Source organism: Prescottella equi (assembly GCF_020171745.1).
Lineage (GTDB): Bacteria > Actinomycetota > Actinomycetes > Mycobacteriales > Mycobacteriaceae > Prescottella > Prescottella equi_A.
The window spans coordinates 208,117-232,626 of record NZ_JAIVAH010000007.1 but is presented as its reverse complement, the minus strand read 5'-3'; the positions used below and the strand labels follow the sequence as shown (position 1 = coordinate 232,626).

The 24,510-nt window shown below is 72.0% G+C and carries 1 protein-coding gene; it reads left to right on the top strand.

The features are described 5' to 3' along the window. Positions 1–149 precede the first annotated feature (149 nt). Positions 150–24,500, top strand: coding sequence for a non-ribosomal peptide synthase/polyketide synthase (locus LCL87_RS06120; protein WP_225017711.1), 24,351 nt, complete (start codon positions 150–152; stop codon positions 24,498–24,500). Positions 24,501–24,510 lie beyond the last annotated feature (10 nt).

Sequence of the window (24,510 nt, the reverse complement as noted above, 5' to 3'; positions counted from 1 at the left end):
GACCAGCCGATCTGGACCGCACTGCGCGGCGGGCGGATACTGCACGTAAGGCGCTGCCCGTCGTGGGACGGCTTCCGCCCGAGGGAGTGTTCGTCGGACGACGGTGGCGCGGGCCACCGTGGCGAAGCGAACCTCCTTGGGGGCGATACGTGGACTCTGCCGAACCTCCCGAACCCCGCTTTGCCGATCCTCGATCGCGCCGGTTCCCGCTGTCGGAGGCTCAGCGCGCGCTGTGGTTCGCGCAGCAGCTGGTGCCCGAGGTTCCGCTGTTCATCGCGCAGTACGTCGAGATACACGGGCCGCTGGACATCGACCTCCTTCGGGAGGTCAACGTGCGGGCCGCGCAGGAGTTCCAGTCGCCGTTCCTCCGGATCGTCACGGTCGACGGCGAACCCGTCCAGTACGTGGACCCCGCGCGGGACACGTCGATCGCGCTGATCGACCTGCGGGCCGAGGCGGATCCGCTGCGGACCGCCCACGCCTGGATGCGCCGGGAGATATCGACGCCGATCGACCTGTCCGTGGACCGGCTCGTGCAGACCGTGATCCTGCGGGTGGGGGATCGACATCACCTGTGGTACAGCCGAAGTCACCACATCGCTCTCGACGGCTTCGGTGCCGCGACGATGCTGTACCGCATCGCCGATCTCTACACCGCCGCGATCGGGGGCCGGGAACCCGAACCCGCCCGTGCCGCGGATCTGGTCACGCTCCACGAGATCGACGAACGTTACCGGGCATCTGACCGCCACGAAGCCGACCGGGCGTACTGGTCCGACCGACTCGTCCGGGTTCGGTCGACCGGGCTGACGCACTCGCGCGCGCCGGCGGTAGCGGCGAGCAGGCTCGTCGGTGCCGCCCTGTCCGACAACGCTGTTCGCGCACTGTCCGACGGCGCGGAGACCGACGCCTCCGCGGCCGCCCGGATTCTCGCGGCGTTCGCGTGCTTCCTGAACCGGATGACCGGGCGGTCCGACGTCCTGGTGAACATCCCGGTGTCCGCGCGCACCACCGCGGTCCTGCGCCGGTCCGGGGGCATGGCGGTGAACCTGGTCCCGTTGCCGATCGAGATCCGGGACGACGACACCGTCGGCTCGATCACGGATCGGGTCCAGCTCGAACTGGTTGCGACCCTGCGTCATCAGCGTTGCAGCCGCACCGACATCCAGCGGGACGCCGTCGACGAGCTGGCCGCCCCCATCGTCAACGTCATGTTCTTCCATCCCGAGATCGTGATGGGCGACCTCGACACCGAATTCCACATTGTCACGTCGGGGCCGGTCGACGACCTGCTGGTCAACGTCTACCAATCAGGTTCGCCGGTGCGGACCTACGTCGACTTCCGGGCCAATCCCGGGCGGTACCCGGAGGATCTGGAGGTCGCCTACCACCGTCTGTTCGTCCCGTTCCTGGAACGGTTCACGCTCGCCGCTCCGCGAGTTCCCCTCGCCACGCTGGACACCGGCGGGCCGGTGCCGTCCCCGGAACCTGCGGTGGAGGAGCCACTTCCGGATTCCGGTGCGGACGATTCACAGTTGCCCGCGCCCAGCGTCCTTGCCGCGCAGGAGATCTCCGAGGCGTTCACCGCCGTGCTCGGGACCGGGCGGGCCGTCGGCCCCGACGACAGCTTCTTCGACCTCGGGGGCGACTCGCTGGTCGCGACGCGGGTGGTGGCCCGAGTCAACGCGGCGCTGGGCACGGCGCTCACGGTGCGCGAGCTGTTCGAGTGGCCGACGGTGGCGCAGCTCGCGCGGCACGTCGAGGCCGCCGCGGAGCCCGGTGTGGACCGGACCGCCGCGTCCGCCCCGCCGCTGCTCGGCCCCGGCGGCCGGCCCGGCCGGCTGCCGCTGTCTGCGCCGCAGCGCCGGATGTGGGTCGTCAACCAACTCGACCCGCGCTCGCCGGTCTACAACATCGCCTTCGCGGTGACGCTGCAGGGAGAGCTCGACGTGGCGGCTCTCGGCAGTGCCGTCGCCGACGTGGTCGAGCGGCACGAGGCGCTGCGCACGGTCTTCCCGGCCGACGAGGACGGCCCGCGCCAGGTGATCCTCCCCGCGGAGAGCGTCGCCGCGGAGCTGCTGCCGGTGGCCGCGGACCGGGCCGCCGTGTGGGACGCGGTGCGGGCCGACGCGGCCGTCGGATTCGACGTGACCCGGGATCCGCCGTTGCGCGCGAATCTGTTCCGGATCGGGCCGACCGAGCACGTGCTGGCGGTGGTGGTCCATCACATCGCGGCCGACGGGCAGTCGGTCGCGCCGCTGACGCGCGACGTCATGGCCGCCTACACCGCCCGGCTGAGGCACCGGCCACCCGGCTGGGATCCGCTCCCGCTGCAGTACGCGGACTATGCGTTGTGGCAGAAGGAGATGCTCGGCGCCGAGGACGATCCCGACTCGATCTCGGCGCGACAACTGCGCTACTGGTCCACCCGGCTCGCCGGACTGCCCGCCGTGATCGAATTGCCACTCGACCGTCCGCGCCCGACGACTCCGTCCGCCGACGGCGGCCGGATCCCGTTCGAGATCACCCCGGACGTCCACCGCCGGTTGCTCGCACTGGCCCGCGACCGTGACTGCACCCTGTTCATGGTGCTGCACGCGGCGTTCGCGATCCTGCTGTCGCGTCTGGGCGCCGGACCTGATGTTGCCGTCGGCACTCCCGTCGCGGGCCGGGGCGCACCCGAACTGGACGACCTCGTCGGCATGTTCGTCAACACGTTGGTGCTGCGTACCGATGTCGATGCCGGAATCACGTTCGTCGAACTGCTGGCCCGCGTGCGCGAGACCGACCTCGGTGCGCTCGCGAACACCGAACTGCCGTTCGAGCGACTGGTCGAGGAGTTCGCCACCGAGCATTCCCCGACCCGTGCGCCGATCGTCGGGGTGATGCTCGAAGTGCAGAACGCCGAGCTGTCGCGGATGGAGCTTCCGGGGCTGGCCCTCGACGTCACCGAAACCGATGCCGGTGTCGCGAAGTTCGAACTGCAGCTGAGTGTGCGTGAACACGTCGATCCGTCCGGCGAGCCTGGCGGGCTTTCGGCAGCAATGCATTTCGCGCGGGACGTGTTCGACGACGACACCGTCCGCGCCTTCGCGGAGCGGTTCGGTGGGATCCTCGCGGCGGTCGCCGGGAACGGTGACGCCGTCGTCGGGGACATAACGATCACTCCCGCGGCGGACCGGGCGCTCTCTGTCGGGGCGGTCGACCCGGACGGGGTCGCGGGCACCCTGCCCGAGCACCTCGACCGGGCAGCCGCCGTCGACCCGGACGCGATCGCGGTGGTCGCCGGTGATCGGCGCCTCAGCTACCGTGAACTCGCGCAGCGATCGAACCGGTTGGCCCGCTGGCTGATCGGCAGGCGGATAGGCCCGGAGAGCCGGGTCGCCGTCGTGACCGACAGGTCGGAAGCGTTACCCGTCGTGCTCACGGCCGTCGTCGGCGCCGGGGCCGCGTACGTGCCGGTGGACCCGGACTATCCCGACGAGCGCATCGCGTTCGTGCTGCGGGACTGCGAGCCCGCGTGCGTGCTCACCGATGCCGCCGGACGCGTGCGGTTGTCGGCGCTCGTACCCGACCTGCCGGTGATCGCGCTCGACGAACCGGAGGTCGCGTCGGCGGTCGCCGGGCTGTCCGGGGGCGCCGTCACCGACACCGACCGACGGCAACCCCTGCACCCGGACGTGGCCGCGTACGTCATCTACACGTCCGGGTCGACGGGCCGGCCCAAGGGAGTGACGGTGTCGCATCGCAGCGTCGTCACGCTGTTCGACCGCACCCGGCCGCTGTACGAGTTCACCGCGACCGACGTGTGGACGATGTTCCACTCGTACGCCTTCGATTTCGCGGTGTGGGAGATGTGGGGCGCCTTGCTGCACGGTGCGACGGTGGTGGTCGTGGACCGGGACACGGCGCGGTCGCCGCGCGAGTTCCTGGACCTGCTTACGCGCGAGCGGGTCACCGTGCTGAGCCAGACCCCCAGCGCGTTCGTGCAACTGAGCGAGGCCGACGCGTCTCTCCCCGAGCAGGATTCGGGTTCGGCCCTGCGCCACGTGGTCTTCGGCGGCGAGGCGCTCGACCCTGCCCGTCTGCGGGACTGGGGTGCGCGGCACGGGTACGACGCTCCGCGGCTGACGAACATGTACGGGATCACGGAGACCTGCGTCCACGTCACCTACGGGCCGCTCACCGCGGATACCGTCGCAGAGGGGGCACACGACGGGATCGGCCGCCCGCTGCCCGGGATCACGGTGCGGGTGCTCGACGGGCGCCTGCATCCGGCTCCGGTGGGTGTGGTGGGCGAACTGTACGTCGCCGGAGCGCAGGTGTCCCGCGGCTATCTCGCCCGCGCCGGGCTGACGTCGGGGCGATTCGTGGCCGACCCGTTCGCGGCGGGCACGCGCATGTACCGCACCGGCGATAGGGGCGCGTGGCGTGCCGACGGCACCCTCCGGTTCGCCGGCCGGGCCGACACCCAGGTCCAGATCCGCGGTTACCGCGTCGAACTCGGCGAGGTCGGGTCGGCGCTCGCGGCGCTACCACACGTTGCGTCGGCCGTCGCCGTCACCGCCGACGGTCCCGCCGGGCCCCGGATCGTCGGTTACGTAGTGCCCGAGAGTGGGCGGACGATCGATCCAGGTGCGTCCACACGTCTTGTGGCGCAGACCCTTCCGGCATACATGGTGCCGTCGGCGATCGTGGTGCTGGACCGGCTGCCGGTGACCGCCCACGGCAAACTCGACCGCGCCGCGCTCCCCGCGCCGGAGGAGACCACGGCCCCCGGCCGCGCACCGGCCACCCCGGTGGAGGAAGCGGTCGCGGCGGTGATCGCCGATCTGCTGGGATGCGAGCGGGTGAGTGCGGACGACGACTTCTTCGTTCTCGGCGGGAACTCGCTGGTGGCCGCGCAGCTCGCCGCCCGCGTCAACGATGCGGTCGGGGCCACGCTGGGGATCCGCGACGTGTTCGACGCGCCCACCGTGGCCGGACTGGCGGAGCGCGCCGTCGGGTCGGTGGGCGATGCGGTGCGGCCACCACTCGTCGCCGGGCCGCGGCCGGAGCGTCTGCCGCTGTCCCCGGCCCAGCAGCGGATCTGGTTCGTCAACCAGTTCGACACCGCGTCTCCCGCATACAACATCTCGGCCTCGCTGCGCCTGTCCGGACCGCTCGACCGTGACGTGCTGCGCGCGGCGCTCGGTGACGTGGTGGCGCGGCACGAAGCGCTCCGCACCGTCTACCCGCTCGACGAGGCGGGTCCGCGCCAGGTGGTGCTCCCGCCGGAGCTCGTTCCGGGACTGCTGGACGTCGATGCTCCGGAGGAGCTCACCGGCCGCGGATTCGATGTCACCGAGCAGATTCCCGTGCGGGTCGGCCTGACCCGCCGTGGTGACGACGAGCACGTCCTGACCGTGGTGCTGCACCACATCCTCGCGGACGGCTTCTCGCTCACCGTGCTCGCACGGGACCTGTCGGTGGCGTATCTCGCCCGCCGGGCGGGGGAGGCGCCGCAGTGGCCCGCGCTGGATGTCCAGTACGCCGACTACGCCCTGTGGCAACTCGATTGGCTCGGCGACGCCGACGACCCGACGTCGCCGGCGGCCCGGCAACTCGACTACTGGACGACGGCGCTCGCGGACCTGCCGGACGTTCTCGAACTGCCGTGTGACCGTCCGCGTCCCGACACCCGGGCGCAGGACGGCCACCGGGTCGGATTCGAGGTGCCGGCGGACCTGCACCGGCGGATCGTCGAGGTTGCCCGGGAACATGATTCGAGCGTGTTCATGGTGATGCACGCCGCGCTGGTGGTGCTGCTGTCCCGGCTTTCGGGATCCGACGACGTCGCGGTGGGCACGCCCGTCGCGGGCCGCGGGGCAGCCGCGCTCGACGACCTCGTGGGGATGTTCGTCAACACCCTGGTGCTCCGGACGAGGGTCGACGGCGCCGCGTCGTTCGCCGAGATCCTGGAACGGGTGAGGGACACCGACATCGGGGCGTTCATGCACGCCGACATCCCCTTCGAGCGCGTCGTCGAGGCCGTGGACCCGCCCCGATCCACGGCACACTCGCCGCTGTTCCAGGTGATGCTCGAGTTCCGGACGATCGCCCCGCCCGACCTGGAACTGGCGGACCTGCGGGTGACACCTGTCGAGAACGCGGGTGAGGTCGCGGCCTTCGATCTGCAACTCAGCGTGGCCGAGGAGTTCGGCGCCGACGGCGCCGCAGCCGGAATGACAGCGGGATTCGTCGGTGCCACGGACCTGTTCGACGCCGACACCGTCCGTGGCATCGCGGAACGCCTCGTCCGGATCCTGCGTGCCGCCACCGATTCGGCCGGCACGACTGTCGGCGACATCGATCTGCTCACCGCACGTGAACGGGCGGCACTCGTCCCGGTCCGCGGCGCGCGGGGCGGCGGCCCGAGGACACTGGCCGCGGTGCTGGCGTCGGCGGCGGCGCGGGGCCCGGACCGTCCCGCGGTCCGCTACGACGGCCGTGACCTCACCTACGGTGATCTCGATCGCCGCTCGAACCGGCTGGCGCGCAGACTGATCGATGCGGGGATCGGGCCGGGGGCGGTCGTCGCACTCGGTATGCCGCGGTGCCCCGAGTATGTGGTGGGCCTGTGGGCGGTCGTGAAGGCCGGTGCCGCCTTCCTGCCCGTGGACCCCGCCCACCCGCCGGAGCGGATCGCGTTGATGCTCGACGACTCGGGCGCGGCACTGGGGCTGACGATCCGGGACGTGCGCGAGTCCTTCCCGGGATCCACGCCGTGGTGGGTGCTCGACGGCGACGTCCGGCAGCCGACATCGGATGCCCCGATCGGCGACGCCGACCGCACGGCCCCGCTGCGCCTCGACCACGTCGCGTACCTGATCTACACCTCCGGATCCACCGGAACCCCCAAGGGCGTGGCCGTCACCCACCGTGGCATCGCGGACTTCGCCGAGCACCTGCACCGGCGGTGCCGGACCACGGCATCGTCGCGCACGTTGCATCTCGCGTCGCCCAGTTTCGACGCGTCGATCCTCGAACTGCTTCTCGCGGTGGGGTCCGGCGCGACGATGGTGATCGCTCCCGCCGACGTGTTCGGCGGTGACGTGCTGCGGGACCTGCTGTCCGCCGAACACGTCTCGCATTGCATCATGACACCGACGGTGCTGGCGGCGACCGACGCCGACGGACTCGACGATCTCCGCTGCGTGCTCGCCGGCGGTGAGGAGTGCCCGCCGGACGTCGTGGCCCGCTGGGCGCCGGGACGCGCGATGCACAACGCGTACGGGCCCACCGAGACGACGGTCGTCGGCAGCATCAGCGATCGGCTCGTCCCGGAGGTGCCGGTCACGATCGGTCCGCCCGCACCGGGCTTCCACGCACTCGTGCTCGACACCCGTCTGCACCCGGTGCCGGTCGGCACCCCGGGCGAGCTGTACCTCGCCGGCCCGGGCGTCGCACGGGGCTACCACCGCAGGCCCGCCCTCACCTCGTCCCGATTCGTCGCCGACCCGAGTGGTGCTGCGGGAGGGCGCCTCTACCGCACCGGCGACTGCGTGCGATGGACCGCGTCGGGGGCGATGGTGTACCTCGGTCGCGCCGACCGCCAGCTCAAGCTGCACGGTTACCGGATCGAGCCGGGCGAGATCGAGGCCGCCCTGGTCGACCAGCCGTCCGTCGTACAGGCGGCCGTCGTGCTGCGGGCAGTGTCGAAGCTCGGGAACCGCCTCGTCGGGTACGTCGTACCGGAGCCCGGCGCGGTGGTCGATCCGGAGGGTCTGCGGGACGTGCTGACGTCGCGGCTGCCGTCGTACATGGTGCCCGCGCACGTCGCGGTGATCGGCGAGGTGCCGACGACCGTGCACGGCAAGCTCGATCGAACCGCGCTGCCGGAACCGGACTTCGGCGTCGAACCGCGCCCGGCCCGGCCGCCGTCGACGCCGGTCGAGGAAACCCTCGCCGGTCTGTACGCCGACGTGCTGGGCCTCGATTCGGTGGGCGTCGACGACTCGTTCTTCGCGCTCGGCGGCGACAGCATCATGTCGATCCAACTGGTGGCGCGCGCGAAGGCCGTCGGTCTGGCGCTGACGCCGCGCGACGTGTTCGATCGCGGCACGGTGGCGGGTCTGGCGGCCGCCGTCGTCGCTCGCGGCGCCGACGAACCGGTCGTGCTCGCCGAATTCGCCGGTGGCGGCGTCGGTGAGGTGCCGGCAACACCCATCGTGTCGTGGCTGCTGCGCCGTGCGGACGGCCGGATCCGCCGGTTCTCGCAGTCGGTGCTGCTGCAGCTGCCGCCCGACGTCGAAGCGGGTGATCTCACCGCGGCCGTGCAGGCCGTCGTGGACCGCCACGACATGCTGCGGGCGCGACTCGGATCCGCCGGGGCGCTGACGGTGCCACCGGTCGGCAGCGTCGCGGCCGACGACGTGCTCGACGCGGTCCCGGTGTCGTCGTTCGACGACGGGTTCGAGCACGTGCTCGAAGAGGTGGCCGCGGCGACCGCCGACCGTCTCGATCCCGCTGCTGGACACATGATCCGGTTCGCGCGATTCGCGGGACCGGCGGGCACCGGCCGGCTGCTGATCGTCGCGCACCACCTCGTGGTCGACGGGGTGTCGTGGCGGGTGATCGTCCCGGATCTCGCGACCGCGTGGGCGCAGGCGCGGGAGGGGGAGGTCCCGGTGCTGCCCGAGGTCGGCACCTCGATGCGGCGGTGGGCACACGCGCTCCGCGACGCCGCTACCGACCGGAGCAACGAACTTCGCTTGTGGCAGAGCATCGTCGACGGCGACGATCCGTCGATCAGCCGGCGTGCGATGGACCCGGCGCGTGACGTGCACGCGACCGTCGAGGTGGTCCGCGACGCGCTGCCCGCCGCCGAGACCGCGGCCGCGCTCACCGCACTGCCCGAGCTGATCCGCGGCAGCGCACTCGACGTCGTGCTCACCGCGCTCGCGCTCGCGTTGCGGCGGTGGCGCACCCGGGAAGCCGCCGCGCCGGACGCCCTGGTCGGCATCGAGAACCACGGCCGGGAGGAAGCCGTCGCTCCCGGCGCGGATCTCAGCCGCACCGTCGGCTGGTTCACCGTGTTGCATCCCACCCGGCCGCGAGTCGCGGCCATCGATATCGACGACGCGTTCGCCGGCGGCCCGGCCGCCGGGACCGCGCTCAAACTCGTCAAGGAGCATCTGCGGGTACTGCCCGATCGCGGCATCGGCTACGGGATGCTCACCGAACTCGACGGCGACGACGGTGCGCGGCTGCGATGTTCGCCGCAGGTGGTGCTGAACTACCTGGGCCGCCTGACCGGAGCCGGGGACGACGCCGGGGCGTGGACGCCCGTCGACACGGCCGGCCTCGGTGGCGCGCAGGACCCGGACATGCCGGTGTCCGCCGTCCTCGAGATCGCGGCCGGTGTCGCTGCCGGCCCCGACGGGCCGGTGCTCGAGTCGTCGTGGCGGTACGCGTCGGGGCTGCTGGATCGCGCCGACGTGCAGGAGGTCGTGGCGTTGTGGCGGCAGGCACTCGCCGGTCTCGCGGCCTACGCGGGGACGCCGGGCGCCGGGGGACTGACCCCGTCCGACGTGAACCTGGTTCGGCTCGAGCAGGGCTCGCTCGAGACGCTCGAGCACGCGTATCCCCGGCTGGTCGACGTCTGGCCGCTGACCCCGCTCCAATCCGGGTTGCTCTTCCACGCACGTCTGGCGGCGGGGTCGGTGGACGCGTATCTGGTTCAGCTCGTCGTCGACCTGGAGGGCGAACCCGATCGGGCACGCCTGCGGGCTGCGGCCGACGGACTGCTCGATCGGCACCCGAATCTGCGCGCCTGCTTCGTCGAGGTCGGTGCCGGTGACACGGTGCAGGTGGTCGAGCGCGGGGTCACCGCACCCTGGCGGGAGGTGGACCTGTCCATGGGGAACGGCGACGGGCGCGACCTCGATGCCGCGTGGCGCGACCTGCTGTCGGGCGACCGTTCCACCCCGTTCCCGATGGATCGCGCGCCTCTGATGCGGTTCCTGCTCGCGCGCACGGGGCCCGATACCTATCGCCTGGTGGTGACCCACCATCACATCCTGCTCGACGGGTGGTCCACCCCACTGCTGCTGCAGGAGTTGCTGACTCGCTATGCAGTTCAAGACGATTCGATCGCGCCACCGCCGTCGGACGAGTACCGCCGGTACCTGGCGTGGCTGGGTGGCCGGGATCGGGACGGATCGGTGGCGGCGTGGCGGCAGGCCCTCGCCGGGTCCTCCGGCGCGACGCTGCTCGCGCCGTCCGAGCCGGGCGCACCCGACGGCGGCGGGTCGGACGAGGTGACGGTGATCCTGACCGAGCCCGACACCGCGGCACTGCTGCGCAGCGCCCGCGAGAGGGGCATCACGCCCAACACCGTCTTCCAGGTTGCCTGGGCCCTCGTCCTCGGCGCGCTCACCGGGCGCGACGACGTGGTGTTCGGCGCCACGGTTGCCGGCCGGCCACCCGAGGTGGCCGGAATCGAAACGATGATCGGCCTGTTCATCGACACCGTCCCGGTGCGGGTCGCGTTCGATCCACGTGAAACCGTCGGGGACCTGCTGGCCCGTGTCCAGAGCGAGCAGTCCGCACTGCTCGAGCACCAGCACGTCGGGCTCGCGGACATCCAGCGGGTGGCGGGCCCGGGCGCGGTGTTCGACACGCTCACGGTCTTCGAGTCGTACCCGGTCGACCGTTCGGCGCTGGAACGTGGCGCCGACATCGCGGGTCTGCGGGTGACCGGGGTGCAGGGGCACGACGCGACGCACTACCCGCTCACCCTGCTTGCCGGACTCACCGACCGGCTGCAGGTGACCCTGAAGTACCGCGTCGACCACTTCGACACCACCGCAGTGGAATCCATCGCCGATCGACTGTCCGCGGTGCTCGGTGTCCTCACCCGGCATCCGGAGCGCACGGTCGCCGGGATCGACGTGCTCACCACTCGGGAGCGGGACGCGAGCGTGCCGCTCCGCGGCGGCCCGGCGGTCGCGCCGCGCCTGCTGCGCGACTTCCTCGCCGTCGGCATGGCGGCCAATCCGGACGGCGTCGCGGTCGACGCGGTCGGCCGCCGACTGACGTACCGCGAACTCGACGCGCTGTCCGACCGGTGGGCGTCGGCGCTGATCGGTGCGGGCGCGCGACCGGGGGCCGTGGTTGCATGCGCCGCACCACGTTCGGAGATGTCGGTGCTCGCGGTATGGGCGGTCGCGAAGTCCGGGGCCGCGTTCGTGCCGGTCGATCCGACGTATCCGCGCTCGCGCCTCGACCACATGGTCGCGGATTCCGGTGCCACCGTGGGGGTCACGACAGCGCACCATCGGGCGACGCTGCCGGATTCGGTCCGCTGGCTGACGCTGGACGATCCGGGAGACGGCGTCGACGAGACAGTCCGGCAGGCCCCCGCGGCCCACACCGACGACATCGCCTACCTGATCTACACGTCGGGATCTACGGGAACGCCGAAGGGCGTGAGCGTGACCCACCGCGGGCTCGCGAGTCTGCTTGCCGAACAGGCGGAGCGGTACCCGATCCCGGCGAGCGCGCGGTGCCTGCACATCTGCTCCCCGAGCTTCGACGTCTCGGTTCTCGAGATGCTGCAGGCGTTCTCGTCCGGGGCGACGCTCGTCATCGCGCCACCCGACGTGTACGGCGGCACCGCGCTCGCGGATCTCTTGGCGCGCGAGCGGATCACGCACGCGTGCATAACCCCTGCGGCCCTGGCCACGGTCGAGGCGTCGCGCCTGCCCGCGCTGGAGGTTCTCGTCGTCGCGGGTGACGCCGTCGGCCCCGAACTGGTGGCCGACTGGGCTCCCGGGCGCACGATGCTCGACGGCTACGGACCGACGGAGTCGACCGTGCTCTCGACGATCGGCACGCCGCTGGTCCCCGGGGCCGACATCGCGATCGGACGGCCGGTCCGCGGTACCGCGGCACTGGTGCTCGACGCCTTCCTCCGGCCCGTGCCGGTCGGGGTTCCGGGCGAGCTGTACCTGTCGGGTGCGGGCACGGCCCGCGGCTACCACCGGCGGCCGTCGTTGACGGCCACGCGTTTCGTGGCGAGCCCCGACGGCGTTCCGGGCACTCGCATGTACCGCACCGGTGACGTCGTCCGGGTCCGGTCCGACGGTGGTTTGGACTATCTGGGGCGCAGCGACTTCCAGGTCAAGGTGCGTGGGTTCCGGGTGGAACTCGGCGAGATCGACGCCGTCCTCGTCGCGCACCCGGCCGTCGCGCACGCGGTCACGGTGGCCAGGAGGCGCACCGCCGGGGATCCGCTGCTCGCCTCCTACGTCGTCCCCGACGCGGGCACCCCGGTGGACACGACGGACCTCACCGAGTTCGCCGCCGTGCGACTGCCGAACCACATGCTGCCGAACGTGATCGTCGTCCTCGACGAGATTCCGCTGACCCCCGTGGGCAAGCTCGACCGGGACGCGCTGCCCGAACCGGAGTTCACGTCTGGCGCGGCCGGCTACCGGGCCCCGGCCACCCCCGCCGAGGAACACGTCGTGACGGTGTTCGCGGAGATCACCGGCGTCGAGCGGGTGGGGTTGGACGACAACTTCTTCGCGCTCGGCGGCAACTCGCTCGGTGCGACCCGTGCCGTCGCACGGATCAACCGCGGCCTCGGCTCGGAGATCGACGTCCGCGACGTGTTCGAGTGCGGCACCGCGGGCCGTCTGGCCGACCGGGCGGCGCGCGCGACGGGCCAGGAACGGGTACCGGAGGCCCGGTCGCTGCGGGCGGTGACCCGGCCGGACCGGGTGCCGCTGTCGTGGGCGCAGGAGCGGATGTGGTTCGTCAACCAGTTCGATCCGGCCTCTGCGGCGTACAACGTGCCACTGGTGCTCCGGCTTTCGGGAGAGTTGGACGCAGTCGCGCTGCGCGCCGCGCTCGTCGACGTCGTGCAGCGGCAGGAGTCGCTGCGCACTCTCTTCCCGTCCTCACCGTCCGGCCCTATGCAGGTGACCGCATCGGCCGCCGCCGTGGTGGGAAATCTGGCGCCCGAACCGGTGACGCCGGACGGCCTCGCCGCGCGCATCGACGCCGTCTGCGGTGCGGGATTCGATGTGGCGCGGGAGGTGCCGGTGCGGGTGGTCCTGCTGCGCGAGCGGACCGACGCCCACGTGCTGGTGCTGGTGGTGCACCACATCGTCGCGGACGGCTTCTCGATCGGCCCGCTGGCCCGCGACGTCGCCACGGCGTACACGGCACGGATCGGAGGCGAGGCGCCGGACCGGGAACCGCTGCCCGTGCAGTACGCCGACTACGCGCTGTGGCAACGCGAGACCCTCGGCACGCCGGACGACCCCGACTCCCGGCTGTCGACCGGGGAGGACTGGTGGCTCGCCCGGCTGTCCGGGGCGCCGCCGGTGTCGACGCTGCCGCTCGACCGGCCCCGCGGGCCGCGGCGCTCCACGGCGGGCAATCGGGTCGGGTTCGCCGTCGACGCCACCACCCATCGCGCGCTGACCGAGATCGCCGCGCGGCTCGACGCGACCGTGTTCATGGTGGTGCACGCCGCGCTCGCCGTGCTGCTCTCCCGCATCGGGGCGGGACGCGACACCGTGATCGGCACGCCGGTCGCGGGACGCGGTGAGGCCGACCTCGACGACGTGATCGGCATGTTCGTCAACACGCTCGTGCTGCGTGCCGACATCGACCCGAGCGGACCGTTCACCGCTGCCGTGCAGGCGGTTCGGGACACGGACCTCGACGCGTTCGCGCACGCAGACGTGCCGTTCGAACGGATCGTCGCCCGCAGCGGAGCCGGGCGGGACACCTCCAGTGCCCCGTTGTTCCAGGTGCTGCTCGAGTTCCGGAACGTCGAGCGCCCACGAGTGCACCTCCCGGGGCTCACGGTCGACGCGCTCGACGTCGCCGCCGGCGAGGTGAAGTTCGATCTGCAGTTCGGGGTCGGTGAGCGCTTCGACGATGCCGGTGCGCCCGCGGGCCTGTCCGGCGAGATCCTCTACGCGACGGACATCTTCGACCATTCCACGGTCGTCGCGCTCGCGACGGCGATCGGCGCGGTGCTCGATGGCGTGGTGAGTGCTCCGGCCACGCCGGTCGGCGACCTGGACCTCGATACAGGGTCGGCGCCGGGACCGGTGGCGTTGCCCGGCCAGGTCTCCGACCGGACCCTCGCGGACCTGTTCGCCGCGGCCGCCGCCGTCGACCCGGGCGCGGTCGCGGTGGTGTCCGGGTCCACCCGTCTGACGTACCGCGACCTCGACGAGCGTTCGAACCGTGTGGCGCGGTGGCTGATCGAACGCGGCATCGGACCGGAGTCGGTGGTGGCCGTCGTCATGGATCGCGGCGTCGACCTGGTGGCGACCACGGTGGGCATCGTGCGGTCCGGCGCGGCGTACCTGCCGGTGGATCCGGGCTACCCGGCCGAGCGGATCGGGTACGTCATCGGCGACGCCGGGGCCGCGTGCGTGCTGATCGACGGGTCGTTCCGCCGTGACCGCACCGACGTCGAGTTCCCGTCCGAGGTCCCGGTGGTGTGCGTCGACCCGACCGGCGACGTGTGGTTCGACGGCGGCCTCGCAGCGGAGGTCACCGACGCCGACCGGGTCGCGCCCCTGCATGCCGATGCGCCCGCCTATCTGATCTACACGTCGGGGTCGACGGGCCGGCCCAAGGGCGTGACGGTGACGCACCGCAACGTCGTCACGCTGCTCACCGCGGCGCGCGAAACGCTCGGTTTCGGCCGGGACGACGTGTGGACGATGTTCCACTCCTTCGCCTTCGACTTCGCGGTCTGGGAACTGTGGGGCGCACTCGCGTTCGGTGGCCGGACGGTGGTGATCGACCACGACACCGCGCGCTCGCCCCACGATCTGCTGGCCGTGCTGCGGCGAGAGTCGGTGACGATGCTCAGCCAGACGCCGTCCGCGTTCGCACAGTTGGACCGGGCGGACGCGGAGAGCCCTGATCCGCGTCCCCTCGCGCTGCGCTGGGTGGTGTTCGGCGGCGAGGCGCTGGACGTGGCACGGCTGTCCGGATGGATCGACCGGCACGGCGACGCCGCGCCGTCGCTGATGAACATGTTCGGCATCACCGAGACGTGCGTCCACGTGACGTGGCGACGGGTCGACGCCGAGGCGGCACGCGCGCCCCGCACGGTGGGATCGGTCGTGGGAATCGGCCTGCCGGGCATGGGGATCCGGGTACTCGACGACCGCCTGCATCCGGTGCTGCCGGGCGTCGTGGGCGAGCTGTACGTGTCCGGGCCGCAGGTGGCGCGCGGCTACCGGGGCCGGCCGGGTCTGACCGCGACGCGCTTCGTCGCCGACCCGTTCGACGCCTCCGCGCGGATGTATCGAACCGGCGACCGGGTCCGCATCGACGCGGCCGGGATGCTGGAGTATCTGGGCCGCAGCGACTTCCAGGTCCAGGTCCGCGGCTTCCGGGTGGAACCCGGCGAGGTGGAGGCTGCGCTGCTCGCGGTACCCGACGTCGAGGCGGCCCTCGTCCTCGCCCGGGAAGGCCCCGGCGGCGGCGAGCGACTCGTCGGCTACGTGGTGCCCGGGCCCGGCCGGGAGATCGACGTGGATGCGGTGCTGGACGCCGTCCGCCTGCGCCTGCCGTCCTACCTGGTGCCGTCGGTGGTGGCGGTGCTCGACGAGTTCCCGCTGACGGTGAACGGCAAGATCGACCGCGCCGCGCTGCCGGACCCGCAACCGGTCAGCGGGGCCGGGCGGACACCGGCCGGCGGCGTCGAGCAGGTCCTGGCCGACGTCTTCGCCGAGGTGCTCGGCATCGACTCGGTGGGCGTCGACGACTCGTTCTTCGGTCTCGGCGGTGACTCGATCATGTCGATCCAGTTGGTGGCCCGGGCCCGGACCGCCGGGATACGGCTGACTCCGCGTGACGTGTTCGAGCGCCGGACCGTCGCGCGGCTCGCCGAGATCGCGGTGTTCGACGAGTCGCCGGAGCCGGTGCGGCTCCCGGAGCTGCCGGGTGGCGGCGTCGGCGACGTGGTGGCCACACCGATCGTGCACTGGCTGGCCGAGCGCGGCGGCGACTTCCGCCGCTACGCGCAGTCGGTGCTGCTGGAGGTGCCCGCCGACCTCGACGACAGCGCACTCGTCGGTGGCGTCGACGCGGTGCTCCGCCGGCACGACGGCCTGCGCGCCCGACTGCGCACGGACGAGCGGTCCCGCACCGGGTGGCGCGTCGAGGTGTCACCCCCGGACGGACCCGACGGCCCGGTCGCCGCCGACGTCGTGGAGACGGTGCCCGTGGACACCGTGCGTGGCCCGGGATTCACCCACGTCCTGCGGTCCGTCGCGGACGAGGCTGCAGACAGGCTGGACCCGTTCGTGGGCAACATGATCCGCGTGGCCCGTTTCCGCGGTCCGGACGGCTCCCGGCTGCTCGTGCTGGCGCACCACCTCGTGATCGACGGGGTGTCGTGGCGGATCCTGATCCCGGATCTGGCCGTCGCCTGCACCCGGATCGCCGCCGGCGGAGAGCCCGACCTCCCGGACGTCGGGACATCGATGCGGACGTGGGCCGCCGGGCTCGCGTCGGCCGCACCACAGCGTTCGGCCGAACTGGACCTGTGGCGGGCGATGACCGCGGCCGACGAGGCCCCGCTCGGCGCCCGCGCCGTCGACCCGGCGGTGGACGTCGGATCCACCGTCGACCGGGTGGAAGTGGAACTCCCGGCGCAGATCGCGCAGGGTCTGCTCACCGCGGTCCCGGAGGCCTTCCACGGCACCGTCGACGACGCCCTGCTGACGGTCCTGGCGCTGGCGCTACGGAACTGGCGCGCCGAGCGCGGCATCCACACCGATGGGGTCACGGTCGCACTCGAGGGGCACGGCCGTGAAGAGCACGCGGTTCCGGGCGCCGACCTGTCCCGGACCGTCGGCTGGTTCACGACGATCTACCCGGTCCACTTCGAGCTGTCCGGGGCGACACCGGACCTCGGAGCGGTGGTCAAGTACGTCAAGGAACGGCTGCGTGCGATCCCCGACCACGGCATCGGATTCGGCATGCTCCGCTACCTGAACGACGACACTGCAACGGAATTGGCGTCGCGACCGGCCCCGCAGGTCAGCTTCAACTATCTCGGCCGCTTCGACGCGGATCCCGGTGGCGGTCCGTGGCTCCCGGTGCAGGACTCGGGGCTCCGCGGTGTGGTGGCGCCGGACCTGCCGGTGGCCTACGCGTTGGACGTCAATGCCGCGACCGTCGCCGGACCGGACGGCCCTCGTCTTGTCTGCACCTGGGACTTCCCGCGTGGGGTGCTCGCCGCCGGCGAGGTGGAGCAGCTCGCGCGGGCGTGGCTGGAGTCGGCGACGAGGCTCGTCGAGGAGGTGCGCGCGCCGGGAGCGGGTGGCAGGACGCCGTCGGACTTCGACCTGGTGCGGCTGGACCAGGCGACGATCGAGCGACTCGAACGGCGGTATCCCGCACTGTCCGACGTCTGGTCGCTGTCGCCGATGCAGCGTGGCCTGCTGTTCCATGCGGAAATGTCCGTCGCCGAGGCGGACGCGTACCTGGTGCAACTGATCCTCACGTTCGACGGACCCGTGGACGGATCGCTGCTGCGGGCCGCCGTGACTGCGTTGCTCGCCCGGCACGCGAACGTGCGCGCCGCCTTCGCCCGCGATGCGCAGGGTGAAGCGGTGCAGGTGATCTCGGACGACGTCGAGGCGCCGTGGACCGATGTGGATCTGACCGGCCTCGGCAGGCAGGCGGCGTCGGCGCGCGCGGCGGTGCTGCTCGCGGAGGATCGCACCACACCGTTCGACGTCGCGCAGGCGCCGCTGCTTCGAATCATGTTGGTGCACCTACCCGGTGACCGGCATCGCCTGATCCTCACCAACCACCACATCCTGCTCGACGGCTGGTCGACCCCGCTCCTGCTGGAGGAACTCGTCACGCTCTACGTGACGGGCGGCGACCGGTCGGTGCTGCCGCCGGTGCGGTCCTACCGCGCCTACCTCGAGTGGCTCGGTGGGCATCGCCGCGCGTCGGACCTCGAGGCGTGGCGGCAGGCCTTCGCGGGCGTCGACGATCCGACGCTGTTCGTTCCCGACCGCGCCGCCGCACCCGAGCGGTACGTCGAGTCCAGAGACCTCGAGTTCGAACTCGATGCGCAGACCTCCGAGCGGTTGCGCGAACTCGCGGCCGCGCACGACATCACCCTCGGCACGGTCGTGCAGGTGGCGTGGGCGATCGTCCTGGGGCTGCGCACCCGGCGGGACGACGTCGTGTTCGGCACCACGGTCTCGGGGCGCCCGCCCCACATCGCCGGCATCGAGTCGATGGTCGGACTGTTCATCAACACGCTCCCGACGCGGGTGCGCCTCGATCCGCGCGAGACCCTCGCCGACCTGCTCACCCGCATCCAGTCCGAGCAAGCGGCGCTGCTCGACCACCACGACGTAGACCTGCTCGACATCCAGCGGGCCGCCGGACCGGGGGCCTCGTTCGACACCCTCGCCGTGTTCGAGTCGTACCCGGTGCGCGCCGAGGTGCCCGCGGACACCACGCTGCGCGGCGCGCGGCTCACGGGCATCGAGGCCCGCGATTCCGCGCACTACCCGCTGAGTGTCGTCGCGTCCGTGCCGGATCGGCTCCGCGTGACGATGAAGTTCCGTCCGGATCTCCTGCAGGAGAGCGACGTCCAGGACGTCGCGACCAGGCTGCTGCGGGTCGTTCGCGCGATCGTCGACGACCCGGAGCGTCCGGTGGCGCAGCTCGATCTGCTCACGTCGTCCGAGCGGCGCGAACTGATGCCCGTATCGGGAGGCCCGGCCGCCGACGTGCGCGCGCTTCCCGAGATCCTCGATGCCGCCGCCGCACGGGATCCGGATGCCGTCGCGCTCGTCAGTGGGGGAGCGGAGGTCACCTACGGGGAACTCGATGCCCGCTCCAACCGGCTCGCCAGAATGTTGATCGAGCTGGGGATCGGCCCGGAATCGCATGTTGCGCTCGGCATCCCGCGCTCTCTCGATTCGGTGACGGCAATGTGGGGCGTGGCCCGATCCGGTGCGGCCTTCGTGCCGGTCGACCCGGACTACCCGGCCGAGCGTGTCGCGGACATGCTGACCGACTCCGGTGCCGAGGTGGGGCTGACCACGGCGGCGCACCGTGGACGGCTTCCCGACCGCGTGCGCTGGCTCGTGCTCGACGATCCGGCCTTCGCCGCCGCGTGCTCGCGTCGTTCGCCTGCGCCCGTCACCAACGCGGACCGGACCGCTCCGGTGCGGATCGAGAACCCGGCGTACCTGATCTACACGTCCGGGTCGACGGGGCGGCCGAAGGCCGTGACGATCTCGCATCGCGGTCTGTCGAACTACGCCGAGGCGCAGCGGGATCGAACGGGGACCACCGCGGATTCGCGCACGCTGCACTTCTCCTCGCCCAGCTTCGACGTGTCGGTGCTCGAGTACCTGCTGTGCTTCGCGGCGGGGGCGACGATGGTGATCGTGCCGCGCACCGTCTACGGCGGCACCGAACTGACCGCGGTGCTGCGTAAGCAACGCGTCACGCACGCCTTCATCACGCCGGCCGCGTTGGCGTCGGTCGATCCGGTCGGGCTCGACGACCTCGAATGCGTCCTCGTGGGGGGGGAGTCGTGGCAGCCCGAACTGGTGGCGGACTGGCTCCCGGTGTGCCGCGTGCTCAACGTGTACGGCCCCACCGAGACGACGATCGTCGTCAACATCGAGGAATACACCGGAGCCCAAGCGCGGAGCCTGACGATGGGCGGCCCGATTCCGGGAGTGTTCGAGGTGGTCCTCGACGCCCGCCTGCAGCCGGTCCCGGCAGGTGTCGTGGGCGACGTCTACATCCTCGGTCCCGGCGCGGCCCGGGGCTACCACCGCCGTCCCGGCCTGACCGCGGACCGGTTCGTGGCCGCGCCGTTCGGTGCGCCCGGCCGGCGGATGTACCGCACCGGCGATCTCGGCGTGTGGACCGGGGACGGCCGGTTGGAGTATCGCGGGCGCAGCGACTTCCAGGTCAAGGTCCGCGGCTTCCGTATCGAACTCGGCGAGATCGACTCGATCCTCACCGGGCACCCGGACGTCCGATTCTCGGCGACGCTCGGCCGTCGCGGTCCGTCCGGGGACACCGTGCTCGTGTCGTACGTCGTCGCGGTGGACGGCCGACGGATCGACGTCGACGGACTCCGCGCGCGCCTCGCCGCGAGGGTACCCGAACACATGGTGCCGACGGCGTTCGTGGCGCTCGACGACGTTCCGCTCACCCCCGTCGGCAAGCTCGATCGCCGAGCGCTGCCCGACCCCGACTTGGACCCCGCGACACGGGTGTTCCGGCCTCCGACCGATCCGGTGGAGGCGGCCGTCGTCGAGGCGTTCGCCGACGTGCTCGGTGTCGATCGGATCGGCACCACGGACAGCTTCTTCGACCTCGGCGGCAATTCGCTGACCGCTACCCGTGCCGTGGCGCGGCTGGACGAGTCGCTCGGCGTCGACCTCGGGGTGCGGGCACTGTTCGAGGCGCCGACCGCGGTGGCCCTCGCCGAGCGGATCGAGCACGACGACACCGGGCCGTCGGGGCGTCCCCCGCTCGAACCCGTCGAACGGCCCGACGAGATTCCGCTGTCGGCGGCGCAGCAGCGGATGTGGTTCATCAATCAGTTCGACCCGACCTCCGCGGCCTACAACGTCCCGATGGCGGTGCGGCTGACCGGGACGCTGAACGTACCGGCCCTGCAGGACGCCGTCGCCGACGTGCTGGGGCGGCACGAGGCCTTGCGCACCGCCTTCCCGTTGGGATCGAACGGTCCGGTGCAGCAGGTGCACCCGGGTGGCGATGTGGCACTCGATCTCACGCCGACCCCGGTGGTGGACGAGTCGGACCTCGACGGCGCCGTCCGCGCGATCGCCGCCACCGGATTCGACGTGACCGAGCAGATCCCGGTGCGCGGCGCGCTCTTCCGCCGATCGGCGACCGACCACACCCTCGTCCTGGCGGCGCACCACATCGTGATCGACGGGTTCTCGATCGGCGCCCTGTCCCGGGACGTCATGCGCGCGTATGCGGCCCGGGTGGAGGGTCACCCACCGGACTGGGACGCGCTGCCGGTGCAGTACGCGGACTACACCTTGTGGCAGCGTGAGCTGCTCGGTGCTGCCGACGATCCACGATCGGTGCTGTCCAGGCAGCTCGACTACTGGACCCGGACGCTTGCCGGTGCCCCCGATCTGCTGAGCCTGCCCACCGATCGGCCCCGCCCGATCCAGCAGTCCTTCCACGGTGGCAGCACCGAGTTCACGATCGGTCCGGACCTGCACCGCCGGCTGCTCGAGATCGCGCGCCGGCGCGGATCGAGCCTGTTCATGACGATTCACGCGGCGCTCGCGGTGTTGTTGAGCCGGCTCGGCGACACCGATGACATCGTCATCGGCACGCCGATCGCGGGCCGCGGCGAACGGGCGCTCGACGACCTGGTCGGGATGTTCGTCGGAACACTCGCCCTGCGGACGAGGATCGATGCACGGCAGCCGTTCTCGGAGCTGTTGGACGGTGTCCGGGACGTGGACCTGGGTGCCTTCGCGCATGCCGACGTGCCGTTCGAACGCGTCGTGGAGGAACTCGATCCGGCTCGCTCGACGGCGTATTCGCCGGTGTTCCAGGTGGCGCTCGAGTTTCAGTCGGACGGCGCGGGCCGGATGGAGCTGCCGAACCTGGCGCTCGAGTCGCTCGATCCCGGACTCGGGGCGGTCAAGGAGGATCTCGAGTTCGTCCTCTCCGAGCGGTTCGACGACGCGGGTGCGCCCGCGGGGGTCGTCGGTGGGATCGAATACGCGACCGATCTGTTCGATCCTGGGACGGTGCGTGGGTTCGCGGAGCGCTTCGTCCGGATGCTCGAGTCCGCCGCCGCGCGCCCGGACCGCGCCGTCGGTGATCTCGAGTTGCTGCGCGCGGGCGAACTCGACGGTGTCGCGCCGGCCCTGGGCGTCGCCGATGCGCCGCCGGTGCTGCTCGCGGACCTCCTCGCGGCGTCCGCGCGGGACGGTGACGCGGTCGCCGTCAGCTGCGCCGGTACCAGAATGACCTACCGGGAACTCGACGAGCGGTCGAATCGGTTGGCGCGGTATCTGATCGGACGTGGGGCCGGACCCGAGACCGCCGTGGCGCTGGGACTGTCGCGATCGGTGCACTCGGTGCTCGCGGTGTGGGCCGTCGCGCGGACCGGGGCGGCATTCGTCCCCGTCGACCCCGACTACCCGGCAGAGCGGATCGCCCGGATGCTGGGCGACAGCGGCGCGGTGGTCGGGCTCACGACGCGATCCCGGCGCGACCGACTGCCGGACTCGACACCGTGGCTCGTGCTCGACGACCCCGCGACGGAGTCCGAGGTGGCAGCCTTGCCGGACCGGCCGATCTCCGATGGCGACCGCACCGGTCCGCTGCGGGCCGATCATCCCGCCTACCTGATCTACACGTCCGGCTCCACCGGAATGCCCAAGGGCGTCGTCGTCACCCACCGCGGACTGGCGAATCTCGCTGCGGAGGAACGTGACCGGCTCGGTGTCACGCCGGATGCGCGGACGCTGCACTTCGCCTCGCCCAGCTTCGACGCGTCGGTGTTCGAGACGGTGATGGCGCTCAGTGCGGGTGCCACCATGATCGTCGTACCGCCCGACGTGTACGGCGGTGCCGAGTTGGCTGCGGTCCTCGCCGCCGAACGTGTGACACACGCCTTCGTGACACCGACCGCACTGGCCTCGCTCGATCCGGAGGGGCTCGATTCGCTGCGGACCCTCGTCGTCGCGGGTGAGCCGTGCCCACCCGAACTGGTGACCCGGTGGGCGCCGGGCCGGACCATGCTCAACGCGTACGGGCCCACCGAGACCACGATCATGGCGAACATCAGTGCGCCGATGCGTCCGCATCGCCCGGTCACGCTGGGCGGCCCGATCCGGGGCACCGCCGAACTCGTCCTCGACTCCCGTCTGCACCCGGTGCCGCGCGGGGTGATCGGCGAGTTGTACGTCGCCGGACCGGCACTCGCCCGCGGCTATCACCGGCGGCCCGGCCTGACGGCGACGCGTTTCGTCGCGGATCCCTTCGGGCCGCCCGGCCGACGGCTCTACCGCACCGGTGATCTCGTGCGGTGGCGCGCCGACGACACCCTCGAGTACGTGGGGCGCAGCGACTTCCAGGTCAAGGTCCGCGGGTTCCGGATCGAGCCGGGGGAGATCGACACCGTGCTGTCCGCGCAGCCCGGTGTCGGCTTCGCCGTCACGCTCGCCAGGCCCGGGCCCGCCGGCAACACGCTGCTGTGCTCGTACGTGTGCCCCACCCTGGACGCACACGTCGACCCCGACGAACTGCGCCGCGCCGCGGCCCGGCACCTGCCGGCGCACATGGTGCCGTCCGCGGTGACGGTGCTGGGCGACATCCCCCTCACGCCGACCGGCAAACTCGACCGTGACGCGCTGCCCGCGCCCGAGTTCCTCGCGGCGGCAACGGTGTACCGAGAGCCGGACGGTCCGGTCGCGGCCGCGGTCGTCGAGGCGTTCGCCGCGGTGCTCGGCGTCGACCGGGTCGGCATGGACGACAGCTTCTTCGACCTGGGCGGGACATCGCTGCTCGCGACGAGGCTCGTCGCGGAGCTGGGCGGACGGATGGACGAGCCGGTGCCGCTGCAGGCGCTGTTCCTGAATCCGACGCCCGCGGGGCTGGCCCACCGTATCGAGACGTCGGCGTCCGACGACGCCGGTGCCGCGCTGGCGCCGGTGATAACGCTGCGCGGCGAGGGTGCGGCCCGGCCGCTGTTCTGCGTCCATCCGGGAATCGGATTGTCCTGGGGCTATGCGGGTCTCGTGGGCTTCCTGCCGTCGGAACGGCCCGTGTTCGGGCTGCAGCTGCCGGTCATCGCCGGTGGTCAGCAGTACGCGTCGGTCGAGGCCCTCGCCGCCCGGTACGTCGACGAGATCGAGGCGATCGCGCCGGACGGCCCGTACGACCTGCTCGGCTGGTCGCTCGGCGGGGTCCTGGCCCACGCTATGGCCGTCGAGTTGCAGCGGCGCGGTCGTCCCGTCGGCTCGCTCGCGGTGATGGACAGCTACCCCGACGACGGCTCCGATCCGCTGCTGGGGCGCCTCGACCTCACGGATCTGCTCCGCGGGTTGGGGTTCGAGACGGACGACGCCGCCCCGCTCACGTACGACGACGCGGCCCGCATGCTCGACGCGCACTTCGGGACGTCCGGCGCGATCACCGCGGGTCATCTCGAGCGGATCAACGACGGCTACGCCAACTCGCGGCTGCTCGTGCACCGCTACGTGCCGCAGCGGTACGACGGCGATCTGCTGGTGTTCCCGGCGGTCGGCGTCGACGACGAGGCGCGGCGGTCGCCGCAGGAATGGCGTCCGCTGGTCACCGGAGAGATCGAGGAGTGCCCCGTCGACTGCGGTCACAACGACATGGTCGAACCGGCGTCGCTCGCGGTGATCGGGCCGGTGCTCGCCGCGTACCTGGAGCGGCGCGGCTGACCTCCCCGGA